13 protein-coding genes are annotated in these 13,714 nt (G+C 67.4%); 5 read left to right on the forward strand and 8 right to left on the reverse strand.

What is annotated here, in order from left to right; translation table 11 throughout:
- Positions 1 to 93: 93 nt before the first annotated feature.
- Positions 94 to 1,047 carry a lipoyl synthase gene (lipA, locus tag EJ105_RS23815; RefSeq protein WP_024279093.1) on the forward strand — a complete coding sequence of 318 codons (954 nt, stop codon included), beginning with the start codon at positions 94 to 96 and terminating at the stop codon, positions 1,045 to 1,047.
- A gap of 1 nt (position 1,048) precedes the next feature.
- The gene (locus tag EJ105_RS23820) at positions 1,049 to 1,507 is read left to right on the forward strand and encodes a type II toxin-antitoxin system RatA family toxin (RefSeq protein WP_024279092.1); all 459 of its coding nucleotides are present in this window, start codon (positions 1,049 to 1,051) and stop codon (positions 1,505 to 1,507) included.
- Here the strand turns inward: EJ105_RS23820 and EJ105_RS23825 are convergent.
- The 8 genes from EJ105_RS23825 to EJ105_RS23860 form a co-directional block, all read right to left on the reverse strand.
- Positions 1,489 to 1,902, reverse strand: a complete 414-nt coding sequence (locus EJ105_RS23825; RefSeq protein WP_024279091.1) for a rhodanese-like domain-containing protein — start codon at positions 1,900 to 1,902, stop codon at positions 1,489 to 1,491. The two genes, EJ105_RS23820 and EJ105_RS23825, sit on opposite strands and share 19 nt — an antisense overlap.
- Positions 1,903 to 2,061: 159 nt before the next feature.
- Positions 2,062 to 3,162 carry a branched-chain amino acid ABC transporter substrate-binding protein gene (locus EJ105_RS23830; RefSeq protein WP_250168277.1) on the reverse strand — a complete coding sequence of 367 codons (1,101 nt, stop codon included), beginning with the start codon at positions 3,160 to 3,162 and terminating at the stop codon, positions 2,062 to 2,064.
- A 239-nt stretch (positions 3,163 to 3,401) separates the two neighbouring features.
- Positions 3,402 to 4,502 (reverse strand): branched-chain amino acid ABC transporter substrate-binding protein, encoded by a 1,101-nt coding sequence (locus EJ105_RS23835; RefSeq protein WP_250168278.1) that lies wholly within the window; start codon positions 4,500 to 4,502, stop codon positions 3,402 to 3,404.
- A gap of 124 nt (positions 4,503 to 4,626) precedes the next feature.
- A complete protein-coding gene (locus EJ105_RS23840; RefSeq protein WP_029558469.1) occupies positions 4,627 to 5,085 on the reverse strand; it encodes a DUF6867 family protein in 459 nt (152 codons plus the stop codon).
- A 1-nt stretch (position 5,086) separates the two neighbouring features.
- Positions 5,087 to 5,860 carry an ABC transporter ATP-binding protein gene (locus EJ105_RS23845; protein WP_250168279.1) on the reverse strand — a complete coding sequence of 258 codons (774 nt, stop codon included), beginning with the start codon at positions 5,858 to 5,860 and terminating at the stop codon, positions 5,087 to 5,089.
- On the reverse strand, positions 5,857 to 6,792 hold the full coding sequence (locus tag EJ105_RS23850; RefSeq protein WP_250168280.1) for an ABC transporter ATP-binding protein: 936 nt from the start codon (positions 6,790 to 6,792) through the stop codon (positions 5,857 to 5,859). The genes EJ105_RS23845 and EJ105_RS23850 overlap by 4 nt, the downstream gene beginning before the upstream one ends.
- Entirely contained in the window at positions 6,792 to 8,249 is a 1,458-nt protein-coding gene (gene livM, locus EJ105_RS23855; protein WP_394042770.1) for a high-affinity branched-chain amino acid ABC transporter permease LivM, read from the reverse strand. The genes EJ105_RS23850 and livM overlap by 1 nt, the downstream gene beginning before the upstream one ends.
- A complete protein-coding gene (locus EJ105_RS23860) occupies positions 8,246 to 9,163 on the reverse strand; it encodes a branched-chain amino acid ABC transporter permease (protein WP_029558474.1) in 918 nt (305 codons plus the stop codon). The genes livM and EJ105_RS23860 overlap by 4 nt, the downstream gene beginning before the upstream one ends.
- Positions 9,164 to 9,527: 364 nt before the next feature.
- Here EJ105_RS23860 and EJ105_RS23865 point away from each other — a divergent pair, with 364 nt between their 5' ends.
- The 3 genes from EJ105_RS23865 (at position 9,528) to EJ105_RS23875 (ending at position 13,711) form a co-directional block, all read left to right on the forward strand.
- Complete coding sequence (locus EJ105_RS23865; protein WP_250168282.1) at positions 9,528 to 10,592, forward strand: bile acid:sodium symporter family protein; 1,065 nt, start codon at positions 9,528 to 9,530, stop codon at positions 10,590 to 10,592.
- 145 nt (positions 10,593 to 10,737) lie between these two features.
- A complete protein-coding gene (locus EJ105_RS23870; RefSeq protein ID WP_029558476.1) occupies positions 10,738 to 11,256 on the forward strand; it encodes a (2Fe-2S)-binding protein in 519 nt (172 codons plus the stop codon).
- A 76-nt stretch (positions 11,257 to 11,332) separates the two neighbouring features.
- Positions 11,333 to 13,711, forward strand: coding sequence for a xanthine dehydrogenase family protein molybdopterin-binding subunit (locus EJ105_RS23875; RefSeq protein WP_250168283.1), 2,379 nt, complete (start codon positions 11,333 to 11,335; stop codon positions 13,709 to 13,711).
- Positions 13,712 to 13,714: the final 3 nt, after the last annotated feature.

Genomic DNA, 13,714 nt, shown 5'->3' on the forward strand with positions numbered 1-13,714 from the left:
GCGGCGGCCTCCCTTCCGGGGCGCCGCGCAGGATATTATGTTGCAGGATCGCAGGCGCCGTCATGGCGACCTGCCGGGTATGGAAGTTCGCACATGGTCACGGTGATCGACACGCGGGAACGGCCCCGCCATCCGGAGAAGGCGCATCGGCCGGAAACCGAGGTGCTGCGCAAGCCGGAGTGGATCCGGGTGAAGGCACCGGGCTCGGCCGGCTGGTCGAAGACCGCCGGCATCGTGAAGGAGCATGGCCTCGTCACCGTGTGCGAGGAGGCGGGCTGCCCCAACATCGGGGAGTGCTGGGAGAAGAAGCACGCCACCTTCATGATCATGGGCGACACCTGCACCCGCGCCTGCGCCTTCTGCAACGTGCGCACCGGCCTGCCCGACGCCCTCGACCGCGACGAGCCGCAGAAGGTGGCGGATTCCATCGCCAAGCTCGGCCTCTCCCACGCCGTCATCACCTCCGTGGACCGGGACGACCTCGCCGACGGTGGCGCCGAGCATTTCGCCCGCACCATCGCCGCCATCCGCAAGGCGAGCCCGAAGACGACCATCGAGATCCTCACCCCCGACTTCCTGCGCAAGGACGGGGCGCTGGAGGTGGTGGTCGCCGCGCGGCCGGACGTGTTCAACCACAATCTGGAGACGGTGCCCTCGCGCTATCTCTCGGTGCGGCCGGGCGCGCGCTATTTTCATTCCCTGCGCCTGCTGCAGAAGGTGAAGGAGCTGGACCCGTCCATCTTCACCAAGTCCGGCATCATGGTCGGCCTCGGTGAGGAGCGGCCCGAGGTGCTCCAGCTCATGGACGACCTGCGCTCGGCGGATGTGGATTTCATCACCATCGGCCAGTATCTCCAGCCCACCCGCAAGCACCACAAGGTGGAGCGCTTCGTGACGCCGGACGAGTTCAAGGCCTATGAGACGGTGGCCTACGCCAAGGGCTTCCTGATGGTCTCGGCGAGCCCGCTCACCCGCTCGTCCCACCACGCGGGCGACGATTTCGAGAAGCTGCGCGCCAACCGCGCGGCGCGGCTCGGACGGGCCTGACGTGCCTTCTTTCTCCAACAGCCGGCGCGTCAGGCATTCCGCCGCAGACATGTTCGACCTGGTGGCGGACGTGGAGCACTACCCCGAGTTCGTGCCGCTCTGCCAGGCGCTCCGCGTGAAGCGGCGCACCAAGTCGGACGAGGGCGTGGAAATCCTCGTGGCGGACATGACGGTCGCCTACAAGCTGATCCGCGAGACCTTCACCTCGCGCGTGACGCTGGACCGGCCCCGCCTCGTCATCCACGTGGAATATCTCGACGGCCCCTTCAGCCGCCTCGACAACCGCTGGGAGTTCGTGCCCCAGGGCGACGGCGCGTGCGACGTGAAGTTCTTCATCTCCTACGAATTCCGCTCGCGCACGCTCGGCATGCTCATGGGCGCCATGTTCGACGCCGCCTTCCGCCGCTTCGCCGATGCCTTCGAGAAGCGGGCGGACGAGGTCTACAGGACGGTCGGGTAGGCGGACGGCGCCTCCAACGGCGCGCCTGCCTCGCGCAACGCCTTGAAGCCGCCTTCCACATGGGCGACCGGCTTCAGCCCCATGTCCTGCGCCGTTGCGGCCGAGAGCGCGGAGCGCCAGCCGCCGGCGCAGAAGAAGACGAACGCCCGGTCCTCGCCGAACACCGGCTTGAAATAGGGGCTTTCCGGGTCGATCCAGAATTCCAGCATGCCGCGCGGGCAATGGAAGGCGCCCGGCACGCGCCCCTCGCGCTCCAGCTCGCGCGGGTCGCGCAGGTCCACCAGCAGCGCGCCCTCGCCGGCGCGGCGCAGCGCCTCCTGCGGCGTCACCGTCTCGACCTTCGCATTCGCCTCGGCGAGGAGGGCCTTGTAGCCGCGGGTGATGGTCTGGGGCATGGGCGTCCTCCGGCTAAGTCCCGCGCGGCGTGCTCCCCTCTCCCCTCGCGGGAGAGGGGCCGGGGGTGAGGGGGAGGGGGCTCATCGCCCCCTCTCATCCGGCGCGCGGCTTGCGCCGCGATCCACCTTCTCCCGCGAGGGGAGAAGGGAGCAGGCGGCCTACAGCTCGCTGTAGCCGCCGTCCTTCCACTCATAGACCACGAAGTCGGGCTTGGTGATATCGCCCTTCTTGTCGAAGGAGAGCGGGCCGAGCACCGTCTGGAAGGTCATGCCGGTGTGGATCTGCGCGGCCACCTTCTGCGGATCGAGGGATTTCGCCGCCTCGGCCGCCTGCTTGATGACCTGCATGGCAGCATAGGAATAGAGCACGTAGCCCTCGGCATCGATGCCCTTCGCGGTCATGGCCGCCACGATGCCCTTGGCCGCCGGGTTCTTGCGCGGGTCCGGGCCGAAGGTCATCAGCGTGCCGGTGCCGCCGGTGCCGGCGATGGACCAGAATTCCTTGTCGGCCAGCGCGTCGCCGCCCATGAGCACGGTCTTCAGGCCCTGGTCGCGCATCTGGCGGACGATCAGCCCGGCCTCGGGGTGCAGGCCGCCGTAATAGATCACGTCGACGCCGGCCGCCTTCATCTTGGAGACGAGGGCCGAATAGTCCTTCTCGCCGGGGTTGATGCCCTCATACATCACTTCCTTCACGCCGGCCTTGTTGAGGGCCTTCTGCGTCTCGTCGGCGAGGCCTTTTCCGTAGGGCGACTTGTCGTGGACGATGGCGATCTTGCCGCTCTTGAACTTCTCGGCGAGGAAGGCGCCCGCCACCGGCCCCTGCTGGTCGTCGCGGCCGGCAGTGCGGAACGTGTTCCACAGCTTGCGCTCGGTGTAGGCGGGATTGGTGGAGGCGGGGCTGATCTGCAGCACGCCGGCATCGGCGTAATCCGATGACGCGGCAATGGAGATGCCGGAATTGACGTGGCCGATGACGAAGGTCGCGCCGTCGGTGATGAGCTTGTTGGCCGCCGCCACGCCCTGCTCGGGCTTGCCGCCGTCGTCGGCCACCAGAAGCTCGATCTTCTGCCCGTTGATGCCGCCGGCGGCGTTGATGTCGTTCACCGCCTGTTCGACGCCGGTCTTCATCTGTGCGCCGAAGGCGGCGATGGAGCCGGTGAGCGGCCCGGCGGCCGCGATCTTCACATCCGCCCGCGCGGCGGGCGCGAGGACGAGGCCGGCGCAGACGGCGAGCGCGGCGAAGGAAAGCCTGTTCATCCCGATCCCCTCGAAATGAGTGTGAAAGTCTGGCGCGGGGCCGTTGATCCGGCCTTCGCACGCCGGGCTTCGGGCGCATGGGACGCGCCTTGCCCTTGTGGCAGCATGATTGCCAAAGCGGGGTCCGAAGACAAGCGCGCCACAGCACGGCGCGATGCCGAAGTTTGGCTTAAACGAAGAAGCCTGCGCCGGGGGGCGCAGGCTTCGGATTATTCACGCGTCGATTGAAGTACAGGGCATCACAGCTCGCTGTAGGTGCCGTCCTTCCAGACGTAGACCACGTAGTCGAGCTTGGTGATGTCGCCCTTCTTGTCGAAGGTGAGCGGGCCGAGCACGGTGTCGAACTTCATACCCGAGTGGATCTTCTCGGCCACCTTCTTGGGGTCGAGGGACTTGGCCGCCTCGGCCGCCTGCTTGATGACCTGCACGCCGGCGTAGGAGTAGAGCACGTAGCCCTCGGGATCGATGCCCTTGGCCTTGAACTTGTCCACGATGGCCTTGGCCGCCGGGTTCTTGCGCGGGTCGGGACCGAAGGTGGTGAGGGTGCCGGTGGCGCCGTCGCCGGCGATGGACCAGAACTCCTTGTCGATCATGCCGTCGCCGCCCATGAGGACGGTCTTCATGCCCTGATCGCGCATCTGGCGCACGATCAGGCCGGCTTCCGGATAGAGGCCGCCGAAATAGACGAGGTCGGCGCCGGTCGCCTTGATCTTGGAGACGAGCGCCGAATAGTCCTTCTCCTTCGGGTTGATGCCCTCGTAGAGAACTTCCTTCATGCCGCCCTTGTTGAGGGCCTTCTGGGTCTCGTCGGCGAGGCCCTTGCCGTAGGGCGTCTTGTCGTGGACGACGGCGATCTTCTTGCCCTTGTAGTTCTTCAGGATGTAGGCGCCGGCCACCGCGCCCTGCTGGTCGTCGCGACCGCAAGTGCGGAAGGTGTTCCACATCTTGCGCTCGGTGAAGGTCGGGTTGGTGGAGGCGGGGCTGATCTGCAGCACGCCGGCCTCTTCATAGTCCTGCGAGGTCGGGATCGAGACGCCGGAATTGTAGTGGCCGATGACGAACTTGGCGCCGTCGGTGATCAGCTTGTTGGCCGCCGACTTGCCCTGCTCCGGCTTGCCGCCGTCGTCACCCACCAGGAACTCGATCTTCTGGCCGAGGATGCCGCCGGACGCGTTGATGTCGACGATGGCCTGCTCGGTGCCGTTCTTCAGCTGGGCGCCCACGGCGGCGAGATCGCCGGTGATGGGGCCGGCGACGGCGATCTTCACCTGCGCCTGGGCCGGCGCCGCCAGGGCGAGGCCGGCGCCGAGCGCCAGCGACGCCATCAAAAGCTTCTTCATGCCTTGTCTCCCCTTCTGCACCCTGCCGGCGTCACGACCGGCCGGGGTGAATCCGTTGGCGGCGCATTGTGCCGCAATCACGGGTCGAGTCGATCCCTCTCATGAGGGTAACCGCGCCCGCCGTTCAGTCTCCGTCAGGCCGGCGTGGACGCCACGCCACATGGCCCTCGCGCTCGTACATCCAGCCGTATTGCACCGTCATCTGCCGCTGCCGCATGGCGCGGAAGCCGAGCGTCGCGATGGAGGCGAGCAGCACGAATTCCACCACCAGCGGCTCCAGATCGAACAGCGTCGCCTGGAACAGCGCGAAGTGGCAGAAGCGCACTGCGCAGGCGAGCAAGGCGCAATAGGCGACGAGATGGACGTAGGATTCCCAGGAGCGCGCCACCGCCTTGCCGGTGAGCCAGGCCGCCCCGCCGCCGAGGAACAGCGTCACCAGCAGGAAGTCGCCCAGCGAGGCGCCGATCAACTCGTGGGGCCAGATGAACAGGGCCGCCAGCAGCACCACCAAGGCCACCAGCGGACCGATGAGCATGGGGGAGGTGACGCGGCCGGGATCGCGCGCGGCGTCGTGTGCGGTCACGTCAGCGCCCCCCTTCCAGATAGGCGGCGCGCACCTCCGGCCGGGCGAGCAGCTCCGCGCCGGTGCCGGACATGGTGACGAGGCCGTTCACCATCACATAGCCGCGGTGGGCGAGCTTCAGCGCGTGGAAGGCGTTCTGCTCCACCAGGAACACGGTCAGCCCCTCGGTGCGGTTGAGCATGCGGATGGCATCGAAGATCTGCCGCACCACCAGGGGCGCGAGGCCGAGGGAGGGCTCGTCGAGCAGCAGCAGGCGCGGCCGGCTCATGAGGGCGCGGGCGATGGCCAGCATCTGCTGCTCGCCGCCGGAGAGCGTTCCGCCGCGCTGCTCGATGCGCTCCTTGAGGCGCGGGAACAGCGTGAACATGCGCTCCAGATCCTCGGCGAAATGGGCGTTGCCGTCGATGGCGGCGCCCATCTGCAAATTCTCGTAGACGGTCATGCGCGGAAAGATGCGCCGACCTTCCGGAGACTGGGCGATCTTGAGCCGCATGATCTCGTGGGTTGGCAGGCTGGTGATTTCCCGCCCGGCATAGACGATACGGCCGTCGCGGGCGCGGGGGCTGCCGCAGATGGTCATCATCAAGGTGGACTTGCCGGCCCCGTTGGCGCCGATGAGGGTGACGATCTCCCCCTCGTTCACCTCGATGTCCACGCCCTTCAGCGCGATGATGTTGCCGTAATAGGCGGTGACGCCCGATACGCTCAGCAGCGGCGCCTTGCGCGCGGCGGGAGCGGGGGCGGCGGCGGTTTCCGTGGCTGTCTGCGCGCTCATGCCCCGGCCTCCACTACGGCGACGGCCTCTTCCTCGTCCTCGACGCCGAGATAGGAGGCGATGACGCGCGGGTCGTTGCGCACCTCGTCGGGCGTGCCGTCGGCGATCTTGGAGCCGTATTCCAGCACGACCACGTGGTCCGAGATTTCCATCACCACCGACATGTCATGCTCGATGAGCAGGATGGACGCTTGGTGCTCGCGCCGGATGGAGAGCAACAGCTCGTTCAGCGCCGCGGATTCGCGCGGGTTGAGGCCAGCGGCGGGTTCGTCGAGGCAGAGCAGCACCGGGTCTGTGCACATGGCGCGGGCGATCTCGAGGCGCCGCTGGTCGCCATAGGGCAGGTCGCCGGCCGGATCGTCGGCGCGGTCGACGAGGCCGATCTTGTTGAGCCAGTAGAGCGCGCGGTCCACGGCGCCCTTCTGCTTCCGCTGCCAGGACGGCAGGTTCAGGATGGCGACGGGATTCATGAGGCCGGAGGTGGTCAGCGACATGTGCTGCGCCACCAGCAGGTTCTCGAGGATGGTCATGCCCGAGAACAGGCGGATGTTCTGGAAGGTGCGCGCCACCCGTGCCCAGGAGGCGACCTTGTGGTCCGGCAGGCGCTCCAGCAGATAGAGCGCGCCGGCCTGCGACTTGCCCCACGCGAGGCCCGAGGCGGTGACGCCATCCACTTCCGCGTCCGTCGCCGGGCCGCCATGGAACAAGGCGAGGCGGCCGGTGGTGGGCTTGTAGAAGCCGGTGATGCAGTTGAACACCGTGGTCTTGCCCGCGCCGTTGGGGCCAATCACCGCCGTCACCTCGCCGCGCCCGGCGACGAAGGAGACGTCGTTGACCGCGACGAGGCCGCCGAAACGCATGGAGAGGTGATCGACCCGCAGGATCTGGTTGGTTTCCCAGGTCCGCGCCGGGGAGAGGGGCTCGCCGACCATCAGCCGTGCCCTTCCTTCACCAGCGACCCCGATACCGCCTTGCGCTGCTTCAGGAAAACGGTGGGCATGCGGCTGGAGACGAGGCCGCGCGGACGCCACACCATCACCGCCACCATGGCGAAGCCGAAGATGAGCATGCGGTAGAGGGAGGGGTCGAAGTCCGGGCCGAACAGGAAGTCGGCCTTGAGGAAGGAGAGGTTGCGCAGAAGCTCCATGCCGCCGATGAGCAGGATCGCCGCGCCGGCGACCCCCATCTGCGATCCCATGCCTCCCAGCACCACGATGGCGAGGATCACGGCCGATTCCATGAAGGTGAAGCTCTCGGGCGAGACGAAGCGGATGCGCACCGCGAAGAAGGCGCCGGCGAAGCCGCCGAACATGGCGCCGGTGGCGAAGGCGGTAAGCTTGGTCAGTGTGGTGTTGATGCCAAGCGAGCGGCAGGCGATCTCGTCCTCGCGCAGTGCTTCCCACGCCCGGCCCACCGGCATCTTCCGGAGACGGATGGTGACGATGGCGGTCAGCGCGGCGAGGCCCAGGATGACGAAATAGAGGAAGATCATCCGGTGCATGGAGTTGAACTCCAGCCCGAAAATGCTCGCGAACCCGGTGTCGGAGGAATCGAACGGCACGCCGAAGAAGGTGATGGGCGGGATTGAGGAGATGCCCGCGCCGCCGTTGGTCAGCGACACCCAGTTGATGAGCACGAGGCGGATGATCTCGCCGAAGGCCAAAGTGACGATGGCGAGATAGTCGCCCCGCAGCCGCAGCACCGGGAAGCCGAGAATGACGCCCCACATGGCGGCGAGGATGCCGGAGAGCGGCAGGCAGATCCAGAACGCCCAGGCCGTCCAGAATCCGTCGCCCAGCGTGCCGGCGAAGAAGTCGTTGATGGGCACGCTGGTGGAGAGCAAGGCGAAGGTGTAGGCACCCACCGCATAGAAGGCGACGTAGCCAAGATCGAGCAGGCCTGCGAGGCCCACCACGATGTTGAGGCCCCAGCCGAGCATCACGTAGGTGAGCACATAGATGCCGAGGTCCACCCAGTAGCGACTCGGGCTCAGCCCGCCGGCCATGAGGATGGACAGGAACGGGTAGAGGATGGCGAAGCTGAAGAACACCGGCTTCACCGCCGGCGCCGCCAGAGCGCCGATCCGGGCCATGGCGCCGGGCGTGGTGGAGACGCGGCGGGGCGGGCGGTTCGGGTTCCACACCGTGACCATGAGCAGGAAACGGCCCACCATCACGATGCCGGCGAAGATGGCAACGAGGCCGAACCGGTAGGTGAGGACCAGCGAGCCGGTGCCCGATTCGCTGGCGCGAAAGCCCACCAGCGGCGTCAGCAGGAGCGCGGTCAGCAGGCCGCTGACGATGGCGTCCTTGAGGGCGCCGGTCACAGCGGAGGGGCGCGCGTCTGCAGGCGGCGCGGTGGTTTCGGCGGCCGGATCGGACGCCATCATACCTTCTCCACTTCCGGCCGGCCGAGCAGGCCCTGCGGCAGGAAGATGAGCGTGACCACAAGGATGGAAAACGCCGCCACATCCTTGTATTCAATGGAGAAATAGGCGGACCAGAAGGTCTCGATGAGGCCGATGAGGATGCCCCCCAGCACCGCGCCCGGCAGCGAGCCGATGCCGCCCAGAACCGCAGCGGTGAAGGCCTTCACGCCCGGAACGAAGCCGTCCGCGAAGTTCACGACGCCGTAGTACATGAGGTACATCACGCCCGCGACGGCAGCGAGGGCGGCGCCGATGACGAAGGTGAGGGCGATGGTCTGGTCCACGTTCACGCCCAGGAGCGCCGCCATCTTGCGGTCCTGCTCGCAGGCCCGCTGGGCGCGGCCGAGGGAGGTCTTCTGGACGAGATACCAGAAGCCCGCCAGCAGCACCGCCGTCACCACCATGATGATGATCTGCTTGTAGGCGAGCGTGACCTGATAGCCGTCGTTCTCCATGACGACGATCACGTCCGTCACCATGGGCGGCAGCGGCTTGTTGCGCGGGCCCTGCGCCACCTGCACGAAGTTGGAGAGCAGGATGGACATGCCGATGGCCGAGATCATCGGCGCCAGCCGGAACGAGCCGCGCAGCGGCCGGTAGGCCACCCGCTCGATGGTCCAGCTCACGAGGCCGGTGAACAGCATCGCCACCACGAGGGTGATGGCGAGAATGACGAAGATGGAACTCAGCCCGACGAGGGTGGTCAGCACCAGAACACAGATGAGCGCGATGAAGGCGCTGACCATGAACACGTCGCCGTGGGCGAAGTTCACCATTCCGATGATGCCGAAGACCATCGTGTAGCCGATGGCGATCAGTCCGTAGATCGACCCCAGGGTCAATCCGTTGATGAGCTGCTGGAGGAAGACATCCATCCGCCGCTTGAACCCCTCTGTTCGGGCGCCTCTTATCTCATCGTGCCCGATGATTGTGCGCTGCCGTATTTGAGAGTCATAACCCGGCCCCTCGGCCGACACAATTGCGTCGCGAAGCCCGTCAACGGGAGCTTTCTGCCAAGCTTCGTCTGCCTTTATTTCGCTCTTGCAGGGGCGGGCGCAGGCAGATACCTTTCTGGTATATTGTCGACACCAAGATCGGCGCAGCCGTAGCCGGGCATCTCGGATGCTTAGGTGGCGGAAGAAGCGGAGCCGTTCCGCGCCTCAGGCGCAGCGGGCTTCGATGGGGACGGGAAGCGGCCGCGGGGAGGGGACATCATCCCCACGCCTCGTCACACGGCTCATGTTGTCACGACTGAAGCTCGATCCCTTTCTCGTCGCCCTCGCCACCACCGTCATCCTTGCCCTCGCCTGGCCAAAACCCGGCGTCACCGGCGGCATCCTCCACGCCGACAAGGCGGCGACGTGGGGCGTGGCGGTCATCTTCCTGCTCTACGGCGTCTCGCTGTCTCCGCGGCGACTGATCGAGAGCGCCGCGCGCTGGGACCTGCACCTCGTGGTGCAGGCCACCACCTTCCTCGTCTTCCCGGCCGTGGTGGCGGGCGCGCTGGCGCTGGCCGGCGGGCTGTTCCCCGAGCCGCTCGCCATCGGCTTCTTCTTCCTCGCGGCGTTGCCCTCCACAGTGTCATCCTCGGTGGCGATGACCTCGCTGGCGCGGGGCAACGTGCCCGTCGCGATCTTCAACGCCTCCATCTCCAGCCTCATCGGCGTGTTCGCCACTCCGGCCCTGATGGCGTGGTATCTCCACGCGGTGGGCGGCGGGATGGATCTCGGCGCGGTCATCCTGAAGCTGGTGACGCTGGTTCTCCTGCCACTGGCCATCGGGCAGGCGCTGCGCCCGCTCCTGCTCAAGACGGTGGAGCGCCACCGGGCTTTCGTGAAGGCGGCGGACCGGGTGGTGATCCTCGCCATCGTCTACAATTCCTTCTGCGACAGCGTGGTCTCCGGCGTGTGGAACGGCCTGAGCCCGCTGCTGCTGGCTGAAGTGATCGTCGCCGTCGTCGGCCTGTTCGCGGTGGTCTATGCCCTGACACGTGGCGTCTGCCGGCTGATGGGGTTTTCCGCGCCGGACACGGTGGCGGTGGCCTTCTGCGCCTCCAAGAAGTCGCTGGCGACGGGCCTGCCCATGGCGCACGTGATGTTCGGCGCGGCGCCGGCCCTGTCGCTCATCATCACGCCCATCATGCTCTACCACTTCCTCCAGCTGGTCATTGTCGGCGTCATCGCCAACCGCTTCGCCTCCCGGACCGATGCGCTGGCGATGATGGAGGCAGAGGAGAGCGAGCCCTCGCTGATCGCCGAGGACGACGCCTTGCCCCTGCCGGAGCCCGCGCGCACGAGAGCGTGACGGGTTCCCCATCGGAGCACCCCCGTCTTGACCGCGTCACCGGCGCGGTCCCACATTGGAGGAATGAAAAACGGCCGGCCGCCGTGAACGCCGGACGCGGGGACGAACCCCGCGCCGGAGAGGCGCCGGCTCAGGGAGGTGAGGCATGTCCGAGGCGACGACCATCGTTCGCGTCCCCGTCCGTCTGACCGTGAACGGCAAGTCCGTCTCAGCCGAGATCGATCCGCGCACTCTCCTGGTGCAGTTCCTGCGCGAGACGCTGGACCTGACGGGAACGCACGTGGGCTGCGACACCAGCCAGTGCGGGGCCTGCGTCGTCCATCTCGACGGGGTGGCGGTGAAGTCCTGCACCACGCTCGCCGTGCAGGCGGACGGCGCGTCCGTCACCACCATCGAGGGGCTGGCGACCGGCGGAAAGCTGCACCCCATGCAGGAAGCCTTCCGCGAAAACCATGGCCTGCAGTGCGGCTTCTGCACGCCGGGCATGATCATGAGCGCGGTGGATCTCGTGGCCCGCTTCGGCCCGAACCTCGACGAGGCGACCATCCGCGAGAACCTGGACGGCAACATCTGCCGCTGCACGGGCTATCACAACATCGTCAAGTCGGTGGCCGCGGGTGCCGCCGCCATGGGCTCCGCCGAGGCGCCGCGCGCCGCCGAATAGGCGGCTGCCGCACCCCGTCCGCCACGCATTTCGCAGACATTGCGCGCCCGCAAAGGGCGGCGCCGGGAGGATCCCGATGAACGCCAGCGTTTCCAGCTCCGTCACGCCCATCGGCGCCGCGGTCCGGCGCAAGGAAGATCACCGCTTCATCACCGGCAAGGGCCGCTACACCGACGACATGGACCGTCCCGGGCAGGCCTACGCCTATTTTGTCCGCTCGCCCTACGCCCACGCCCGCATCCGCCACATCGACGCCACCGCGGCCAAGGCCATGCCCGGCGTGGTGGACGTGCTCACCGGCGCTGACCTCGCGACCGACGGCCTCGGCGACCTCATCTGCGGCTGGATGATCCATTCCAAGGACGGCAGCCCCATGAAGATGGGCTCCCATCCGGCGCTGGCGAAGGAGAAGGTGCGCTATGTGGGCGACCACGTGGCCGTCGTCATCGCCGAGACGCTGAACCAGGCGAAGGACGCCGCGCTCGCGGTGGAGGTGGAATACGAGCTTCTCCCCGCCGTCGCGGACCTCGCCACGGCCACGGACGGCGAGCAGATCCACGAGTGCGCCCCGCGCAACACCGCCTTCGAGTGGGAGCTGGGCGACAAGGCCGCCACCGAGGCGGCGTTCGCCCGCGCGGCGAAGGTGACGAGCATCGACATCGTCAACAACCGCCTCGCCCCCAACGCCATCGAGCCGCGCGCGGCCATCGGCGAATATGATTCCGGCGACGAGGCCTTCACCCTCTGGACCACCAGCCAGAACCCGCACGTCGCCCGCCTTGTGCTCTCTGCCTTCGTCGGCATCGCGCCGGAGAACAAGCTGCGCGTGATCGCCCCTGATGTGGGCGGCGGCTTCGGCTCCAAGATCTTCATCTATGCGGAGGAGACGGTCTGCACCTGGGCGGCGAAGAAAGTGGGCCGGCCGGTGAAGTGGACGGGGGATCGCTCCGAGGCCTTCCTCTCCGACGCCCACGGGCGCGACCACATCACCCATGCCGAGCTGGCGATGGACGAGGCCGGGCACATCATCGGCTTCCGGGTGCACACCCGCGCCAACATGGGCGCCTATCTCTCCACCTTCGCCTCCTCCATCCCGACCTATCTCTACGCGACGCTTCTGTCGGGCCAGTACGCCATCCCGGCCATCTATTGCGAGGTGGATGCCGTCTACACCACCACCGCCCCGGTGGACGCCTATCGCGGCGCCGGGCGGCCGGAGGCGACGTTCCTTCTGGAGCGCATCGTGGAGAAGGCGGCGCGGGAGCGCGGGGAGGACCCTGCCGAGTTCCGCCGCCGCAACTTCATCAAGTCCTTCCCGCACCAGACGCCCGTCATCATGTGCTACGACGCGGGCGATTACGTCGCCTCCCTCGACAAGGCGCTGGAGGTGGCGGACTACAAGGGCTTCCCGGCCCGCCGGGCGGAATCCGAGCGCAACGGCAAGCTGCGCGGCATCGGCCTGTCGGCTTACATCGAGGCCTGCGGCATCGCCCCTTCGGCAGCGGTGGGCTCGCTCGGCGCCGGTGTCGGCCTGTGGGAAAGCGCGGAAGTGCGGGTGAACCCCACGGGCAATGTGGAGGTGCTCACCGGCTCCCACAGCCACGGGCAGGGGCACGAGACCACCTTCGCCCAGCTCGTCTCCGCCCGCCTCGGCATCCCCATCGATCAGGTGAGCGTGGTGCACGGCGACACCGACAAGGTGCAGTTCGGCATGGGCACCTACGGCTCGCGCTCCGGTGCGGTGGGCATGTCGGCCATCGTGAAGGCGCTCGACAAGGTCGAGGCCAAGGCGAAGAAGATCGCCGCCCACATGCTGGAAGCCTCGGAAGGGGACATCGAGTTCAAGGACGGCAGGTTCACCGTCGCCGGCACCGACCGTTCGCTGGCCTTCGCCGAGGTGGCGCTGAACGCCTATGTGGCGCACAAATTCCCGACCTCCGAGATCGAGCCGGGGCTGAAGGAGGGGGCGTTCTACGATCCCACCAACTTCACCTTCCCCGCCGGCTGCCACATCTGCGAGCTGGAGGTGGACCCGGAGACCGGCGTCGTCGAGATCAAGTCCTTCGTCGCCATTGATGATTTCGGCGAGATCATCAATCCGATGATCGTCGAGGGTCAGGTGCATGGCGGCATTGGGCAGGGCATCGGCCAGGCGCTTATGGAAGGCGTCACCTATGACGAGGACGGTCAGCTCGTGACCGGCTCCTACATGGATTACACCATGCCCCGCGCCGGCGACCTGCCCTCCTTCACCGTGGGCATGACGCAGACCCGCTGCCCCTCAAACCCGCTCGGCATCAAGGGCTGCGGCGAGGCCGGGGCCATCGGCGCGCCGCCCGCCGTCATCAACGCGCTCACCAACGCGCTCGGCACCGAGGACGTGCCCATGCCCGCGACGCCCTCCAGGGTGTGGGCCATCGCGCAGGCGCGCGCTTCCCGTCTTGCTGCGGAATAGGAG

The sequence above is a fragment of the Xanthobacter aminoxidans genome, from assembly GCF_023571765.1.
Taxonomy (GTDB): domain Bacteria; phylum Pseudomonadota; class Alphaproteobacteria; order Rhizobiales; family Xanthobacteraceae; genus Xanthobacter; species Xanthobacter aminoxidans.

Coding starts and splice junctions, on each gene's coding strand:
- EJ105_RS23830 (WP_250168277.1), bottom strand. CDS start 3,162: ATGAACAGGCTTTCCTTCGCCGCGCTCGCCGTCTGCGCCGGCCTCGTC.
- livM (WP_394042770.1), bottom strand. CDS start 8,249: ATGATGGCGTCCGATCCGGCCGCCGAAACCACCGCGCCGCCTGCAGAC.
- EJ105_RS23870 (WP_029558476.1), top strand. CDS start 10,738: ATGTCCGAGGCGACGACCATCGTTCGCGTCCCCGTCCGTCTGACCGTG.
- EJ105_RS23875 (WP_250168283.1), top strand. CDS start 11,333: ATGAACGCCAGCGTTTCCAGCTCCGTCACGCCCATCGGCGCCGCGGTC.
- lipA (WP_024279093.1), top strand. CDS start 94: ATGGTCACGGTGATCGACACGCGGGAACGGCCCCGCCATCCGGAGAAG.
- EJ105_RS23860 (WP_029558474.1), bottom strand. CDS start 9,163: ATGGATGTCTTCCTCCAGCAGCTCATCAACGGATTGACCCTGGGGTCG.
- EJ105_RS23845 (WP_250168279.1), bottom strand. CDS start 5,860: ATGAGCGCGCAGACAGCCACGGAAACCGCCGCCGCCCCCGCTCCCGCC.
- EJ105_RS23835 (WP_250168278.1), bottom strand. CDS start 4,502: ATGAAGAAGCTTTTGATGGCGTCGCTGGCGCTCGGCGCCGGCCTCGCC.
- EJ105_RS23850 (WP_250168280.1), bottom strand. CDS start 6,792: ATGGTCGGCGAGCCCCTCTCCCCGGCGCGGACCTGGGAAACCAACCAG.
- EJ105_RS23865 (WP_250168282.1), top strand. CDS start 9,528: ATGTTGTCACGACTGAAGCTCGATCCCTTTCTCGTCGCCCTCGCCACC.
- EJ105_RS23825 (WP_024279091.1), bottom strand. CDS start 1,902: ATGCCCCAGACCATCACCCGCGGCTACAAGGCCCTCCTCGCCGAGGCG.